Source organism: Roseobacter cerffii (assembly GCF_054226325.1).
The window spans coordinates 2,552,481-2,567,125 of the sequence record NZ_CM135757.1 but is presented as its reverse complement, the minus strand read 5'-3'; the positions used below and the strand labels follow the sequence as shown (position 1 = coordinate 2,567,125).

15 protein-coding genes and 1 pseudogene are annotated in these 14,645 nt (G+C 58.7%); 7 read left to right on the top strand and 9 right to left on the bottom strand.

Annotated elements, in window-relative coordinates; translation table 11 throughout:
* The first annotated feature begins 21 nt into the window (after positions 1-21).
* Positions 22-1,659: a DUF6798 domain-containing protein gene (locus ACVC7O_RS12440; protein ID WP_458322446.1), complete on the top strand. Its 1,638-nt coding sequence runs from the start codon at positions 22-24 to the stop codon at positions 1,657-1,659.
* Here the strand turns inward: ACVC7O_RS12440 and ACVC7O_RS12435 are convergent.
* The 4 genes from ACVC7O_RS12435 to ACVC7O_RS12420 all read right to left on the bottom strand — a co-directional run bounded on the left by ACVC7O_RS12435 (position 1,656) and on the right by ACVC7O_RS12420 (position 5,243).
* Positions 1,656-2,036: a GtrA family protein gene (locus ACVC7O_RS12435; protein WP_458322445.1), complete on the bottom strand. Its 381-nt coding sequence runs from the start codon at positions 2,034-2,036 to the stop codon at positions 1,656-1,658. The two genes, ACVC7O_RS12440 and ACVC7O_RS12435, sit on opposite strands and share 4 nt — an antisense overlap.
* Entirely contained in the window at positions 2,033-2,767 is a 735-nt protein-coding gene (locus ACVC7O_RS12430; protein ID WP_458322444.1) for a class I SAM-dependent methyltransferase, read from the bottom strand. Before ACVC7O_RS12430 ends, ACVC7O_RS12435 begins: the two co-directional genes overlap by 4 nt.
* A complete protein-coding gene (locus tag ACVC7O_RS12425; RefSeq protein WP_458322443.1) occupies positions 2,767-3,768 on the bottom strand; it encodes a glycosyltransferase family 2 protein in 1,002 nt (333 codons plus the stop codon). Before ACVC7O_RS12425 ends, ACVC7O_RS12430 begins: the two co-directional genes overlap by 1 nt.
* 974 nt (positions 3,769-4,742) lie before the next feature.
* On the bottom strand, positions 4,743-5,243 hold the full coding sequence (locus ACVC7O_RS12420) for a hypothetical protein (protein WP_458322442.1): 501 nt from the start codon (positions 5,241-5,243) through the stop codon (positions 4,743-4,745).
* A gap of 302 nt (positions 5,244-5,545) precedes the next feature.
* Here ACVC7O_RS12420 and ACVC7O_RS12415 point away from each other — a divergent pair.
* The 3 genes and pseudogenes from ACVC7O_RS12415 to ACVC7O_RS12405 all read left to right on the top strand — a co-directional run bounded on the left by ACVC7O_RS12415 (position 5,546) and on the right by ACVC7O_RS12405 (position 7,384).
* Positions 5,546-6,336 (top strand): annotated as a pseudogene (locus ACVC7O_RS12415) (MipA/OmpV family protein).
* 98 nt (positions 6,337-6,434) lie between these two features.
* On the top strand, positions 6,435-6,923 hold the full coding sequence (locus ACVC7O_RS12410; protein WP_458322441.1) for a hypothetical protein: 489 nt from the start codon (positions 6,435-6,437) through the stop codon (positions 6,921-6,923).
* A gap of 134 nt (positions 6,924-7,057) precedes the next feature.
* Positions 7,058-7,384 (top strand): hypothetical protein, encoded by a 327-nt coding sequence (locus tag ACVC7O_RS12405; protein ID WP_458322440.1) that lies wholly within the window; start codon positions 7,058-7,060, stop codon positions 7,382-7,384.
* 88 nt (positions 7,385-7,472) lie between these two features.
* Here the strand turns inward: ACVC7O_RS12405 and ACVC7O_RS12400 are convergent, their stop codons facing one another.
* From ACVC7O_RS12400 to ACVC7O_RS12390, 3 genes are all read right to left on the bottom strand, one after another.
* Entirely contained in the window at positions 7,473-7,943 is a 471-nt protein-coding gene (locus ACVC7O_RS12400; RefSeq protein ID WP_458326085.1) for a GNAT family N-acetyltransferase, read from the bottom strand.
* A 382-nt stretch (positions 7,944-8,325) separates the two neighbouring features.
* Positions 8,326-8,457: a hypothetical protein gene (locus tag ACVC7O_RS12395; protein WP_458322439.1), complete on the bottom strand. Its 132-nt coding sequence runs from the start codon at positions 8,455-8,457 to the stop codon at positions 8,326-8,328.
* A 386-nt stretch (positions 8,458-8,843) separates the two neighbouring features.
* Positions 8,844-9,641 carry a LuxR C-terminal-related transcriptional regulator gene (locus ACVC7O_RS12390; RefSeq protein ID WP_458322438.1) on the bottom strand — a complete coding sequence of 266 codons (798 nt, stop codon included), beginning with the start codon at positions 9,639-9,641 and terminating at the stop codon, positions 8,844-8,846.
* A 179-nt stretch (positions 9,642-9,820) separates the two neighbouring features.
* On the opposite strand from ACVC7O_RS12390, the gene ACVC7O_RS12385 reads away from it, so the two are divergent.
* The 3 genes from ACVC7O_RS12385 (at position 9,821) to ACVC7O_RS12375 (ending at position 12,317) form a co-directional block, all read left to right on the top strand.
* Positions 9,821-10,234 (top strand): ester cyclase, encoded by a 414-nt coding sequence (locus ACVC7O_RS12385; protein ID WP_458322437.1) that lies wholly within the window; start codon positions 9,821-9,823, stop codon positions 10,232-10,234.
* Positions 10,234-11,406 (top strand): MFS transporter, encoded by a 1,173-nt coding sequence (locus ACVC7O_RS12380; RefSeq protein ID WP_458322436.1) that lies wholly within the window; start codon positions 10,234-10,236, stop codon positions 11,404-11,406. The genes ACVC7O_RS12385 and ACVC7O_RS12380 overlap by 1 nt, the downstream gene beginning before the upstream one ends.
* Positions 11,407-11,513: 107 nt before the next feature.
* Positions 11,514-12,317 (top strand): rhomboid family intramembrane serine protease, encoded by an 804-nt coding sequence (locus ACVC7O_RS12375; protein WP_458322435.1) that lies wholly within the window; start codon positions 11,514-11,516, stop codon positions 12,315-12,317.
* A 236-nt stretch (positions 12,318-12,553) separates the two neighbouring features.
* On the opposite strand, the gene ACVC7O_RS12370 is transcribed toward ACVC7O_RS12375, so the two are convergent.
* A complete protein-coding gene (locus ACVC7O_RS12370) occupies positions 12,554-13,903 on the bottom strand; it encodes a TrkH family potassium uptake protein (protein WP_458322434.1) in 1,350 nt (449 codons plus the stop codon).
* The gene (locus ACVC7O_RS12365; protein ID WP_458322433.1) at positions 13,903-14,565 is read right to left on the bottom strand and encodes a potassium channel family protein; all 663 of its coding nucleotides are present in this window, start codon (positions 14,563-14,565) and stop codon (positions 13,903-13,905) included. Before ACVC7O_RS12365 ends, ACVC7O_RS12370 begins: the two co-directional genes overlap by 1 nt.
* Between the last annotated feature and the right edge of the window lie 80 nt (positions 14,566-14,645).

Below are 14,645 nucleotides of genomic sequence, written 5' to 3'. Positions count from 1 at the left end.
AGCGCGGCGTCAGAAGGGGACATGCCGTCGCTGAAAACCTTCGTCTCTGCATGTCTTGTCGCCGTGTCGCTGGGCCTGATCGCCCAAGGCCTCGTCGGCTATTCACCCTTTCCGCAGGGGGATGATTTTGCCTATGCACCGCTGGCAGAGTTCCGGGCCAACCCGGACCTCTTCCCACGCGATGAGCAATTGCGGCTCTTTGCAAATCACGCGCGCGTCTATGACTGGCTGTTTGCATTGGGGCAGAACGGGCAAGGGGTGGAACCCGTCTTCCGGGTCACGATCTGGCTGCTGGCGATTGCTGTCTCAGCAGCCCTGCTTTGTGTGCTTTCGCTCCTCGGTGTGCCGAGCTTTGCCTTGCCGCTGGTTCTCGCCGTCGGCGTTGTCGTGCAGTTGGATGGCCTGGGGCGCGGCGACTACGGCGGGCTGATCTCGCCGTTTTTCCATCATCACAATGTCGCCCTTACCTTGATCCTCGGGGCGGTCGCGGGCGCACTGGCGCAACGATATGTCATTGCTGGCATTCTGCTCGGCCTGGCGGCCTATGCCCAACCCATGACCGCACTGCACGGCGCGGTGATCGTGGGCTTGGGCGTCTTGCTGGTAACCCCGCGCGACACCCTGCGTATGGCGCTGGTCTCCGGCCTTGTTGCCGTTCCTGCGGCGGTTCTGGTTCTCGGGCAGTTGCCATCGGCCGCGAGCGGCGGGTCCGAGCTTGATCTCATCACCGACGCCTACCGGTTTCGCGCGCCGCATCACTACGATCCCGCATGGTCGTCGATCGGGGTTACGACGCTGTACCTGGCAGCGGGCTGGATCGGTGCGATGCTGCTGCGCCGGTCCGACCCAAAGCTCGCGCTCCTTGCCGCCGGGACCATTGGGGCCTTCACCCTCCTGCATCTGGTGACGTTGGTCGTCTACAAGGGGGGCATTGCGGAGTGGGCACCGTTTTTCATCCTAGATGCCAACCGCTCCTCATCTTTGCTGTTCGTCTTGGGTCCGCTGCTCGCCCTTGCGGGAGCTTGGAGGGTCGGGGACAGCTCGTCCGCTCTGTCCGTTGGGCTGGTGCTCGCCGCAATTCTTCTTGTGAACGGAACGGTGGAAGGCCTGGTTTTGCTCGCGTTGGGGGCTGTGTTCTTCGCGCTGGACCGGTTTGCCTGGGGGCAGGGCGCGCGCGCCGCGCTTGCGGTTCTGGCGATGGTGCTGGTGTTCCCGCCCCGGCCCGCAGCTCCGCCAATCCCGGCGGCCACGCGGGACGTTCTTGAGCGGATCAGGGCAGAGACCCCGAGTGACGCGCTCTTCGTGATCCCGGTCGCCCTGTTCTCGTTCAGGCATTATGCGCAGCGCAGCGTCTATGTAGATTTCAAACTGTTTTCCGTGGCCCAACCGGACCAAGCGGCCCTGACACGACAGCGCATCGATATGGTCGCCAGCCCCGCGCCCGAACATCGCTCTGCAACAGGCTGGCAAGCCGTGAGCCTTTGGGACGCTGATCAACGCGCGCGCGCGACCTGTGACATGATGCGCGAGACCTTGGAGATCGCCGGGGCTGAGTATTATCTGCGTGCGCTGGGGCCAGAGGACGTGCCGCCGGAGTGCCCCGCCTTGCCGCGAACGATCAGCAGTGAGACCCTTGCGCTCTACGGTCCGCCGTCTTAACCAGGTCTGAAGACCCAGAGGCGGCACAAGAGATATGTCGTCGCGGGCACGGCCACTGCGACCACGGCCATGCCCACGGCGAAGGGCAAGCCCAGCCAGATCACGGTCACTTCCGTGATCCCGCTCGACAGCGCAAAGCCGATCAGTGCCGTGGTGAGAAAACGCGGCGCATGGAAGCTGTGCTGCAGGTCCGCTTCGAATGCGAAGCGACCATGCCCGACATAGGAAAACGCAACCGCTGCGCAGAACCCGGCGCCGTTCGCGGTATGCGGCGCGAACGCCAGCAGTGTCGCACAGATCATGGCAACGCCGATATGCAGAAGTGTCGCAATCAGCCCGACGCTTGCAAACCGCGCGAGTTGGGTGACGAGCGTCATCTCTCGTCAGCGGACAGGACGGCGCAGAGCGAGAGCCCGAAAGGAACGGCGAGCCGACCGACGAGATGCCGCTCGGCCGCGAAAACAGCCCGCAGGGCTCCGTTCACGAATGGGCGCGGCAGCGTATCATCCGCGGCGTCACTTTTGACAGCACTCTTGAGGGCGCGCGTGGCGATGGCCACGGGGAACAAGGTCGAATTGAAGTAGAAGCTCTCACGCAGCTTCAGACCAGCCTTTGCGGCCACGTCCCCAAGGCTGCGCTTGGTATAGCGGCGGAAGTGATGATGGCGTGTGTCATGAGCGGACCAAAGCCAGGGAAACGCCGGCACGGTTATCAGGAGATGACCCCCGGGCGACAGCTTGCCTGCGAGTGCCGATAGAGCCGCCTCATCATCTTCGATGTGTTCCAGAACATCGAAGAGACCGATAAGGTCAAATGCTTCTGCCTCGAAAGGGATCGGGCCGGGAAGGGCGCCCGCAGCCACCGCAACACCGCTTTTCGCGATGGCGGTGGAGCGCGCCGCCTCGTCCAGCTCGAACGCGCGGACGGTGCCGAAGTCTGCCAGCATACCAAGATTGCCACCGGTGCCACATCCCGCTTCGAGGATGCGCGGAGCGTCCGGCAAGTCGATCATCCGGTCAATCACTGTGCGGATGATTGTCCGGCGTGCTGCAAACCACCAATGCACCTCTTCCTGTGCGGCCATCCTGTCAAAAACTGCGCGGTCCATCAGCCCTGGCCTCCCGCTGAATGCACCGACCGCAGGACGTAGAGCGGCCGTTCACGCACTTCCGAGTAAATGCGCGAAATGTATTCGCCAACGATCCCGATCGCGAAGAGGTTGAGGCCGCCAAACAGCAGGATCAGGATCAAGGTCGAGGCATAACCGGGCACCTCGATGCCGACCACAAGCGTGCGAAAGAAGATCACGGCTGCGTACACGAAGGACAGCAAGGCCAACGCGCCGCCGGTATAGCTCCAGATGCGCAGTGGAACCGTCGAGGAGGTGAAAATGCCATCAAGAGCGAAGTTCCACAGCCGCCAATAGCTCCAGGCACTGCCACCCGAACAGCGCTCGGGCCGTTCGAAGGTGACTTCCTTCGTTTCAAAGCCGACCCAGCTGAACAGCGCCTTGTTGAAGCGGACGCGCTCGTTCATTCCGCGCAACACATCGACCACCTGACGGTCGAGCACGCGAAAATCCCCGACATCCTGCGGAATGCTCTGCTCAGCCAGCACATTGAACACCCGATAGAACACCTGCGCCGTCTTGCGCTTGGCCCAAGTGTCGCTGGCGCGGTCGGTGCGACGCGCATTCACGATCTTGGCGCCACGGGCCCACAAATCGAGCATTTCGGGAATGAGTTCGGGCGGATCCTGCAGATCGACGTCGATGGGAATGCACACATCTCCGCGCGCATGGTCGAGCCCTGCGGACAGGGCGGCTTCCTTACCAAAGTTGCGTGACAGGTTGATGAGGTGCAGATGCGGGTTGTCCAGCATACGGCTGCGGATGACGAACTCGGTCGCATCGCGTGATCCGTCATTTACGAAGACGACTTCATGGTCGTAGTCGGTCTCCAGGTCATTGAAAACAAGTCTGATGCGGTCAAGAAAGGCAACGATCGCCTCTTGTTCGTTGAAGACCGGGACTATGAGCGAAACAAGCCGTCTGGCATCAGCTCGAGGCGGGTTCACGGTTACTTGTGCGACCGCTCCACGTTCCGTCATTCCAATCCTCCTCGCTCGCCCACCGCGCCATAGGATGGTAAATCAACGAGAATTCAGGCATTTTTAGGACGTTTTGGTGATCTTACCGATATGTCACCTCATTCTGTCAGTGTGTGCTGGGCGCAGATGGCTTGCGTCGTGAAAACTGGCCGAAAAGGACACCGGTTGAGGATGGTGTAGACGAAGGGATTCAAAAGAAAAACCCAACGTGGCGCTTTTTACTCTCTTTATCAAAGGATTAGAAATCATTCACAGCGGTCAAATGAGTTAAAGTATTCGGGGCTTCTATGAGGCTTTTTGGTCCATAAGTTCTATACCAAACCATCCTCCCTGAAGGGACAGTGTAGTGCCGAGAAGGCAGGTCGGGACCATCGCTGCCGTTGTTATCCTTCAGTCATGGATATGAAACGGCGCGATCTGCTTGCCTCAGTCCAAGAGGCACCTCTTTCATCCCTGCGATCCAAATCAACATTGCGATCAGATGTCTTGATTTGATCACCTCTCAGGTGATCGTTTTTTCCTTTCCGGCTGTAGTAGTTTGAGCCAACGCCCATTGATCAAGCTGCCGAGAGAAGCTGAAGATGCTAGGATGGGGCGCCGCCTTTGCAACGAAGTTGCGCTGATCCCAGGGTTAGCGGCCATTCACTGAGATAAGATCCTATCTCTGCTGAGGCGGCTCTAGAGGCTTCTTTTCAAATCCCAAAAGCGACGTCTGCTGACAGGGATCGCCGTGCCGTCTTCAAGCGCGCAGACGTAAGCGCTGCCTGTAGGTTTAATCGTTTGGACATGTTTTGAACCGAACCCAGTGCGAGCGGTGGCACTGCGTGCCGTGAAAACTCTTGAATGCCTTCATGCATGCAATCGGAAAATGAGAGTTTGAGCGTCGCTTGCCCTGCAACTGTTGTAACGGTCACATAATGGTCCTGCGCCTCCGCATGAATGAGATCATCTCCCAACCGCAGCGGCGCGGCTGGTCACACGCTGTGAAGCGTGGGTTCCGGGAGATGCCGCGACCTCAAGAGTGTTCGGTATCTTTGCGTGATATCCGCCGCACGATACGCAAATATCGCGACGAGAGCCGACAGTCCGAGTGACGGTGATGCGACGGCCACAAGCTCCGCAAGATAGAGGCGTCTAAAGCTCTGAGTTTTGAGTTCCATCGTTGGGTCTCCGTCCAGCAAGGCGTCGGTGAAAAGAGAGAACAGCGCCAGGAATAGGGGCAGAAGGCAGACGGCCAAAATGACCGGAAGCGGCATCTTGGCGCTCAGAAGAACGCCCGCTGCGGTCAGGCCCGCGAGCACACACGCGGCGACGAACAGGTGGCTGAACCAATGCACAACGGCTAGCCCAATCGAGTAGTGCGCCGTCACAACTGGATCGAGGCTTGTGATCACCAACCCGCCGGCCGCCGAAAAAGCGATGCAGTACTTGGCAAGCTGCAGCCAGGATATGTTGCCGGACCCAAGCATCGTCATCCGGATTGCCGAGCTCGGCCGCCGTCCAATGTGTGTTTTTCACTGAAGTCCTTCATCGCATCTGTGTTTTCCGGTCTTTGGTTGACGCGCTCGTCGTAGCAAGCGGCACGGATCCACTGAATGGCGAATTCGCGAGCGGTCGAAAAAGACCGTTTGCGACTGGTCACGTACCGCTTGCAGATTTCTGCCCGCACTTCAAGAACACGCGCTTTTCAAAGCCATTCGCTGCCAGCTCTTTGTCGACGTGTCAGCCACATCGACGAGACACCACGTAAATCAAACATTGAGAAGAAGACGTTCCTATGCCGGGACACTACAAGACGTCGCCGCTGTTCCACAGCGCGCTCCTCTTCGCAGCGCTCTACGGGCAGCAGATTCTTGCAAATGAAGCCGGGCGGGACCTGTCAGGCGTCATTGGGATCGGCGTAAGCTCCAGTCCGGAGTTTGCGGGGTCCGACAACACCACCACAGATCTCATTCCGATCATCAGCCTGACATGGCGTGATCGTTACTTTCTGAACGAGCGCGGGCTCGGCTTCTACGCGATAAGAAATGCCGGTCCGCGGGATGTGTCGGTCAGCATTGCCATTGGCTACGATTTTGATGTGAGGCTGGCAGAGGACGACGCGCGCTTGACCGATTTGTGGGATGTTGAAGCGGGCGCGTTGATATCTGCGCGCTTGGAGTTTGAGCTCGGCACTGCTGCGATTGAAATCGAACTTAATCGGGGGATCAGCAGCGACGGACATGAGGGCGCCCGTGCGATCGTTGGCGCGGCCTTCAGCCGGCAACTCGGAGACCGATTGCAGCTTGGCTTGATGCCCTTCGTGGTTTGGTCCGACGGGTCGTACGCCGATGCGTTCTACGGCGTTAGCGCTCAGGAAGCAGTCAGCTCGTCCTTTTCGCTTATGACGCAGTTTCCGGCTTCGAGCGCGTAGGGATCGAATTGCAGGCGTCTTACGAGCTCATACCCCGCACCGCGCTGTTCCTCGGTGTCGAGCATTCCCAACTGCTGAGCGATGCGAAAAACAGCCCGATTTCTTTCGACGACTCCCAGACCGAGATCTCGACCGGCGTCCTCTTTCGCTTCTGAATTACGGCGACAAACCTCACCCGATCCATTCTGACACGTTGGGAGAAACGATATGAAACCCATTTACTACACACCGATTTTTGGTTGGCTTGGTCCTTGTGGCTTTTATCCTCTTGACTGGGGAAGACCCGGACCGCATCAATCCGATTTCAGCCGAATCTGAACCCATTGTCCCAACGATACTGCCGATGAACCAAGGGGTTACACTTGCACTCTTCAAAGATGCAGAAGGGCGAGACACGCCGCTTCTGGTAACCGGAATATCTGACGCAGAGATCTTCGCGGTCGACCTGGCCGAGCAAGGCGCGGGCTATACGGCAGATCTTCTCCACGTTGCGAGCGACCTTGGGCAACGCCGGCTTGCGCGCCTCTTTGCAGAAGCGAAAAACAGCGGGGCTGGCCTGATGTCCGGCGACGTGGGCGAAGCCGGACGAGCGATCGGGCACTCGGAAGGAGGGCCGTTCAGTGTCCACGCGGTCTACCACTTCCCGGACAGACCCGATTCCCTTACGGTGGCTTGCTTCACAACTGGGCGGTATGAAGGGGTACCGGAGTTCGCGGCCATAAAAATTGCGCAGCAGGTCTGACGTCTTGCCGTCTAGCTGGTCTACCCTAACCATCGTTTTTGTGCCGTGTATGATCATCCGCCCTCACTCAATTTAAAACTCTTAACCCACCCGCATCTAATCGGCTGCGCGTAAACTCTGTGAAAGGCTAGAGCATGGTGAAACAACGAAAGTCTTATCATCTTGAGATCAGCATTGACGATGAGATGACGAAGGAAAAAATGCTGGGAGTTGTAGAGCGCGCCGCAATGGCGACGGGATTGTACATTTCGCATATCGGAAGCTATTCGCGCGTAAAGTACCCCAACTCCGTTCATTGGCACTTCAAGAGAGACAAGAAGGAAGCCGGATTGATCGACGCCACTTTTTGGAAGGAAGGCGCAAAGTTCTGGCTGATTGTTCGAAACAATGAACCACCATGGGTACATGAAACCGCACCGCTGCTGCGGAAAGCGCTGCGCAGCGAGCTGGCAGCACGCTAGGCGGGGCGCTCAACGTCAGTAGTTGCCGACGTTGGCCGCAAGCGCAAAATGTCAGGCGGCGCGAACTGAAGGTTTGCAGACGTCGCGGTCATCGAGTTTCAAGGCGGAATTTGAGAAACTTCACACCGTTGTACTCGATCCCACCGACTTGCCGCGCGCCAAGCCGTCCGAGTGCGCCCAGGTGCTTTCGAGATGGCGGCAATAGAAACGTTATGAAGGGAATGCGTTCATCGCCCATGGCAAAACCAATCGCCTTTCTCGAAATGCGCGCTCCAAGGCCAAAATACTCGGGCTTTAGCACCAGGCCGAAATCCCATTCATCCTCTTCTTTCTGAAAGCCACCCCAGCCCACATATCGGTCGCCCAACAAAAACGCCCAGTGCCCGAGGCCGTCGCATGCCCAACACGCTTCCTTTTTGGCGATAAACTCTGCCGCGGCCTTGGCGTCCCACTTGGATGTCAGAAGCGGCATGTGCTCCGCGACCCTTGGATCCGACATATGCGCCGCAATCTCAGCGGGCTCGATTTCCGACAAACGAACAAATGCGATTTCGTCCATCAATTGGCGTCCTTTGGTATCCATTCTAATTCGGCCCGAGCCTGTGAGTGCAACTCAACCGAATTGGCTGGTCTTGGGCGAGGCGCTCAAGTCAGCACTGGACCTTGGGGTGGTCGTGCCTGCTGGCGTCGTATCGGATCAATACCCACCGGGGTCAAGCGCCGACACCGAACCGTCGACTTTGGCGGCGACGCAGACATCATGAGCTATGCGCTCGCCCCTGGTGTCGGACCAGTTGGGTCGGCTGGCTGATGTCAGCAGGCACTTGACGGTTCCGCTTGGTTGACCGCAGCCAAGACACCGCAACCGCCGAGGTGCCGTGGATCGACTTTTGCGGAAACCCGCGCGGGGCAACGCACCCATGTGACGCGGCGGGGCCCGTTTAGAACCAGCTTTCAAGCCATTCGAACACCGGTGGCATCTTCGACAGAAACCAAAAGGAGAGCGCAAATCCGCCGGCCACAACGGCGAAGTTGATCAGAAAACGCAGCGCGCGCAGAATGATAGGCGCCATGTGAAATGTCCTTACACCAATGGGGTCTTCTTGTGGCCGGTCGGGGGTGTTGCGAGCACCCCCGGCCAACCTGTTTGGTCACAAAGCCTTGTCGCTCATTGGCGTCAGTTCATTGATCTATATCACCTTCGCTTGTTTTTATTCGTTCTTGATCAAGCTGCTGGAGCTTTGATCTTGAGACATCGGTCTGGGAGAGAGTTTTATTGATTGGTGGGAGAAAGACGGCAGTACTCACGGGGTATAGACGAGGGGATCCCAAACTGGCCCTCTGCCTGACGTGCCGGATGCTGTATCCGCAGCTGGCATGACGTGCATGCGCAACAAGCGCGAAATCGGAACGTGGATCAGGGTCGGTCGCGCGGTTGGTGCATCCATCGCAAAGGCCACTATTGGCGTTCGCTGTTGCCGATGAGACGAGCGTTTTCCAAGGCGATCACGCTTTGCGCGGCAAACATCTGTGCTGACCTGAGCGCATCTTCCGAGAACGGGCGCACCGACTGCCGATAGATCGTGAAGGCGCCGACAAGCCGGTCCGCGGCCAGCATCGGGATCGCGACAAAGGATCGGGCGCCACCTAAGTCCGCCGTGGCGAAGCGCAACGGGTCGTCCGTGCGGTAGAGCGCCTCTGATTTCACATCCATGATGTTTATCGCGGCGCGTTGCGCGATCATCCTGCCAAGCCCGGTCTGATGACTCACGCCGAACGTGCCACTGTCATCCAGCCAGCCCTGAAAGGCAGCCGGGATACCGAGCGTAAAACTCGCTCGGAACCTCTGTTTGTCTCGGTATTCAAACAGTATGCCAAACTCTGCATCGCAGAGATCCAGAGCGTAGTGCAGGATCGCTGGCATGACCAAGTGCAGATCTCCCTGAGACGCGCCAATGATCCGCAAGACTTCGTTCAACGCTTTTTCGCGGCTCAACGCCTCTTCTAGGCTTAGCGCGAGTTCGGAGATAATGGCGGCGTGGTCCACCTCGCTGCGCCGGGTGGCGGCACCATTGAGGCGGCTGGCCAGCTCGACCTTGGATGACACTTCAAGCTTGCGATAGATCGTGGCCAGATGCGTCCGCACGGTGGATGGCGCGATATGCAAGTCGGCCGCGATCTCCTGGTAGCTGCATCCAGCGGCGTAGCGCTCGGCAATCTGCCGCTCTCTTGGGCTCAGGTCGGTCTCGTCGATCATCTGCAAGGATCCATCCGTCGTGCACTTCCGACGTTATCAAAAGCCGACAACCGAACAATCCCGCAGATGCTGTAGGCGAGTACTGCAGAGCCATCTCAGAAATTACCGCATCTGCCCGATATGCGGCGCAAGGCAGATCGCGTAAGCCTTGAACGAGCACATGCACAAAGGATAGCGCCGTGACACAATTCGAAATCGCACAAACCTTCTTTGACGCCTGCGAAACCGGCAAGGGATGGGAGGTCTGCCGAACCTGGTGCACGGACGGCGCAAGCTTCGCATGCCAAGCTGACACGCTCGCTGAGATCAAGACGCTCGCAGACTATTGCGAGTGGATGAAGGGCTTGCTGACCCCAGTGCCTGACGGGCATTACGCGCTCACTTCGTTTGCGATGGATGAGGCTCGTGGCACCGCTGTGGCAACCGCCGAATTCCATGGCACCCAGACAGGACCGGGCGGGCCGATCGCGCCGACCGGCAAGGCCGTGGTGTCCGAATACGCCTATGTCATGCAATTCGACGGCGACAAGATCGTCCATATGACCAAGATTTGGAACGATGTGCAGGCGCTGCGGGGGCTTGGTTGGGCGTAATGCGCTGGCGGATCCTGGCCTTGCTGTTTTGTGCCCGGGTCGGGATGGGCTTTAAGTTTCAGACGCTGGCCTCCGTGGGCGACAGTCTGATCGTCGCCTTTGGGCTGGACTACGCGAGTATTGGCCTGCTGATAGGGCTTTTCATGGCGCCGGGGCTAATCCTGGCGCTTCCCGCAGGCTACGTCGGGCGATTGATTTCTGATCGCGATATGGCTTTTCTGGGGCTTTTAGCCTTGGCCGTCGGCGGGCTTGTCTCTGCGCTTGCAGGCGGCAGCACCAGTATCGGCATTGGACGTGTGATCGCAGGTATCGGGTTTCTCATCATCAATCTCTATTTCACCAAGATGGTGGCCGACTGGTTCGAAGGGCGCGAGATCGCGACCGCTATGAGCATCCTCGTCATGTCTTGGCCCTTCGGCATCGCGATGGGGCAAGTGGGGCATGCTTGGCTGGCCGACATCCATGGCTGGCGGGTGCCGTTTCAGGTCGCATCGGTCTATTGTCTTCTCGCAGCGGCTGGTGTTTTTTTCTTCTACCGTAGTCCCAACACTCCGCTTTCTGTAAAGTCAAGCGACGCGGTGTATCTGACCCGGCAAGAATGGCTTTTGGTGTTCTGTGCCGCAGGGGCCTGGGGCGCCTTCAACGCGGCTTATGTGACGTATTTGTCGTTCGGCCCAAAGGTTTTGGAGGACCTGGGACAGTCAGCAACTGCCACAGCGACAGTCATAAGTGTCGGGAGTTGGCTGATGATCGTCTCAGGTGCGCTTTGTGGTAAGATTGTCGACCGGTTTGGTTGTCGCAATCTTGTTCTGACGCTGTGCATGACGGGCGCAGTGATTGCCCTTTGGTTGCTGAGTTACCCGGGCGCAGGGCTTGCGGCGAGCCTACTCTTCGGACTGGTTGGGATGGCGCCCGCGGGTGTTATCATGGCGCTGGCCGGCCTCGCCCTGCGACCAGAGGTCCGGGCCTTCGGAATGGGCGTCTTTTTCACGATCTACTACGCTATCATGCTTGCCACGCCCCCCGCAGCGGGAGCGATCCTTGATGCGACCGGGCAGCCTCAAGGTCCGATATGGCTGGCCATGATCCTCTACGCGAGTGTCGTTCCATTCGCGGTTGCGTTCAAATATGTCAAAGTGGGTTCGGACATCGTTATCCGAAAGGCGAGTTGATCCTGATTGTCTAAAGCAGACATCATTCTGCTCACGGCATCCAGTTTTGTCAGCTGATCACCGACCTCGGACGTATCGCCGCATGAGGCTCCGTGAAGGTTTGGAGAATGGACGCTCGCGAGACGAAGCGTTCCATCGACATGCCACGAAATGTCCCGACCATGATTCACATTTGCGCTGTTCGCAGCGCATTTAACATCCAGAGGAGGCAGGGGCAGACCGATGTGAACTCTGTTCCCTTCGCCGTCGCGGCTGACACATCTGACCAGAAATCTCTTGATCGTGCCCAACGCGGGCTTACCCTCTCGCGGGTGATTGGTCCAAAGTACATGCGCGTTCTGTTGATCCGGCTGTCCGCTCTTGCGGTATTCGTTGGCGTGCTTTGGGTAATACAAGCTTTCAATTGGGTGATGGGCTATCGCCTGAACATTGCCTTTGGTCTTATCCCACGAGAGATCGCCGGACTCGACGGCATTCTCGGCATGCCGATCCTGCATGGTAGCTTTCCGCATCTGATGTCGAATACGCCGCCGTTGCTTCTTATGGGGTCTCTGCTGGCCGCGACGGCGACCCGCGCGCTGCTCGCCGTGAACGGGGTCATTGTCGGCTTGAGCGGCGCACTTGTCTGGCTGCTCGGAAGCCCCGCAATCCACATCGGCGCATCCGGCCTGATTTTCGGGTGGTTCGGGTTTCTGGTTGCACGCGGCCTTGTGGATCGGTCACCGGTGACGCTGGTAGCGGCGGTTTTGGTTGGCTTGCTCTATGGCTCCATCATCTGGGGCGTGCTCCCTGGGCAACCGGGTGTTTCGTGGGAAGCACACCTTTTTGGTGCCCTCGCCGGCGCCGCAGCGGCCTTCCTCATTCGCACCCACGTTCATGCTCCCCGCATGCGCGATGTCGAGAGGAGGTGACCAAACTCGACGTCGGTGCGGGCTGGCGATCTCCTCGAAGGGCGCTGCCGCCGTTTTGGGCGCAGACGGCTGACGCGCCTCAAAGCGGCATTGCATTCACCCTAGTGCGAGACAAAAGCAGTCCTCTGATGTCGGTGGCCACGCACGCCTGCCGGTGGCACGCCTCAAGATTGGTGCAAAAAACCACAGCATTTGTAAGCCTTTAACGGGCGAAAGTGCGCGGGCAGCCTTCCAGTTCAGCCCAAGAATACCTTGCCTTCCGGATAGCGAAGCTTTGGCGCCGTCTGGGTCGCAAGCAGGAATGCCATCGTCAGCGGACCCAATCGCCCGACAAACATTATTCCGATAATGACCAGGCGCCCGAAATCATCCAGCTGCCCAGTGGCGCCACGCGACAAACCGACCGTGCCAAACGCCGAGCAGACTTCGAACACCAGATCGATGAAACTGCCTTCAAAAGTCAGCGACACCAGAAACAGGCCCGTCAGCACCAGAAAGATGGACAAAGCGGTCAGTGCAAGAACCTTCATCACCTCCGAGATGCCAAGGCTGCGCCCGAAGATATGCAACCGCTCCTGACGTCTGAAAAAGGCGAGGGTCGCAAGCGCAAGAACAATGACTGTGGTCACCTTGATGCCGCCCGCTGTTGAGGACGGCCCTCCGCCCACGAGCATCAAGGCAAGCGTCATGATCGTCGTGCTGTCGGACATCTCCGCATAGTCGAGCGTGTTGAACCCGGCAGTGCGCGGTGTGACGGCCTGAAACCAGCTGGCCCAGAGCCGGGCGCCCGTGCTGTCCAGCCCTCCGAGGGTCGCCGGATTTGCCCATTCGAGGATTGCAAACAGTGCCCATGCGAACAGGATCAGAAAAGCCGTGCCAGACAACATCAGCTTACTATGCAAGCTCAGCTTGGACCATCGGCGCCGCTTGTTGATGTCAGCCAGCACCACGAAGCCCAAGCCACTGAGTATAAAGAGAGCTGTGATGGTGATGTTGACGATCGGGTCGGCGACATATCGGCTCAAACTGTCTGAAAACAGGGAAAAACCGGCGTTGTTGAACGCCGATATCGCGTGAAAGAGCGACTGCCAGAACCCCGCCGCCCAGCCGAACTCGGGAACGAAAACCAACATGAGGGCAGACGTGCCAATGGCCTGCGCCGAAAACGCCACGAGAATGACCACGCGGACGAGGGCGCCGAGTTCGCCGAGGCCCGTTTGCCCCAACTCCTCCCGAAGTGCCAGGCGCTGCGGCATGCCGATGGTCAATCCCAACATCGTCAGCAAGAGCGCCGCAAAAGTCATCAGGCCCAGGCCACCAACCTGGATCAACAGTGCGATCACGACTTGGCCGATCAGGGTAAAATCGGAGCCGGTATCGACAACGACAAGGCCCGTCACTGTGACGGCAGAGGCCGCGGTAAACAGGGCATCGCTGAACGTGACCGTCCCCGAATTGCTCACCGGTAGCCACAACACGATGGCGCCAACGAAAATGAACGTCGCATAAATGACCGCGAGGACAGCCGGTGGACTCACCCGCCGCCTGTTCAGCGACAGGTAGAAGCCGGGAGACCGGCCCGCCATCAGAGGCTGTCCGCGAATTGCCGAAGACCCTGCCGTGCTCCGAGCAGCAACAGAAGATCATCTGCCTCCAGATCGCAATCCGTGCCGTCATGCCCCATGAACTTCGAGCCGCGCATGACCCCAATGCAGCGTAGGTTGTACTTGTTGCCATGCGGCAGTTCGGTCAGCGCCTTGCCCTGGAGGCTCTCCGGCACCCGGAAGTTGACGACATGTTGGCCGTTGCCGAGACTCACGTAGTCCCGAACCAGAGGGTTGTGCAAAACTTGCGCGATGTGTTGCCCTATCTCCTTCTCCGGGTGAATGACTCTGTCGACACCGAGCCGGGCCAGGATCCGATGATGGTTCTTTGATATCGCCTTGGCCCAAATCGTCTCGACGCCAACGGTCTTCAGGTTGATGGCCGTTAAGATGCTCGCTTCGATATCAGCGCCGATAGCAACGAGCGCGACATCCACTGAGTCCAGCCCCGCTTCACGCAGTGCCCCATCCTCCCGTGCGTCCAGTATCAGCGCCTGGGTGAGGTCCTGCGCATGCGCCGATACCAGCTTCTCATCGATATCGATGCCGATCACATCATTGTCGAACCGCGCCAGCTCTCGAGCGACAGTGCTTCCGAACGTGCCCAGACCAACCACTGCAAACGAACGCGTTTTTCTTGCCATCTCTAGATACCTCATCTTCGGATTATCGTGGAGATAGCGCGCGAGCGCCCAGAAGCATCCTTAGAACAGTTCCAGTCAGC

Excerpts from the sequence above, each read along its gene's own strand:
- ACVC7O_RS12440 (WP_458322446.1), top strand. The coding sequence starts at position 22 with ATGCCGTCGCTGAAAACCTTCGTCTCTGCATGTCTTGTCGCCGTGTCG.
- ACVC7O_RS12435 (WP_458322445.1), bottom strand. The coding sequence starts at position 2,036 with ATGACGCTCGTCACCCAACTCGCGCGGTTTGCAAGCGTCGGGCTGATT.
- ACVC7O_RS12430 (WP_458322444.1), bottom strand. The coding sequence starts at position 2,767 with ATGGACCGCGCAGTTTTTGACAGGATGGCCGCACAGGAAGAGGTGCAT.
- ACVC7O_RS12425 (WP_458322443.1), bottom strand. The coding sequence starts at position 3,768 with ATGACGGAACGTGGAGCGGTCGCACAAGTAACCGTGAACCCGCCTCGA.
- ACVC7O_RS12420 (WP_458322442.1), bottom strand. The coding sequence starts at position 5,243 with ATGACGATGCTTGGGTCCGGCAACATATCCTGGCTGCAGCTTGCCAAG.
- ACVC7O_RS12405 (WP_458322440.1), top strand. The coding sequence starts at position 7,058 with ATGGTGAAACAACGAAAGTCTTATCATCTTGAGATCAGCATTGACGAT.
- ACVC7O_RS12400 (WP_458326085.1), bottom strand. The coding sequence starts at position 7,943 with ATGGACGAAATCGCATTTGTTCGTTTGTCGGAAATCGAGCCCGCTGAG.
- ACVC7O_RS12395 (WP_458322439.1), bottom strand. The coding sequence starts at position 8,457 with ATGGCGCCTATCATTCTGCGCGCGCTGCGTTTTCTGATCAACTTCGCC.
- ACVC7O_RS12390 (WP_458322438.1), bottom strand. The coding sequence starts at position 9,641 with ATGATCGACGAGACCGACCTGAGCCCAAGAGAGCGGCAGATTGCCGAG.
- ACVC7O_RS12380 (WP_458322436.1), top strand. The coding sequence starts at position 10,234 with ATGCGCTGGCGGATCCTGGCCTTGCTGTTTTGTGCCCGGGTCGGGATG.
- ACVC7O_RS12375 (WP_458322435.1), top strand. The coding sequence starts at position 11,514 with ATGGACGCTCGCGAGACGAAGCGTTCCATCGACATGCCACGAAATGTC.
- ACVC7O_RS12370 (WP_458322434.1), bottom strand. The coding sequence starts at position 13,903 with ATGGCGGGCCGGTCTCCCGGCTTCTACCTGTCGCTGAACAGGCGGCGG.
- ACVC7O_RS12365 (WP_458322433.1), bottom strand. The coding sequence starts at position 14,565 with ATGGCAAGAAAAACGCGTTCGTTTGCAGTGGTTGGTCTGGGCACGTTC.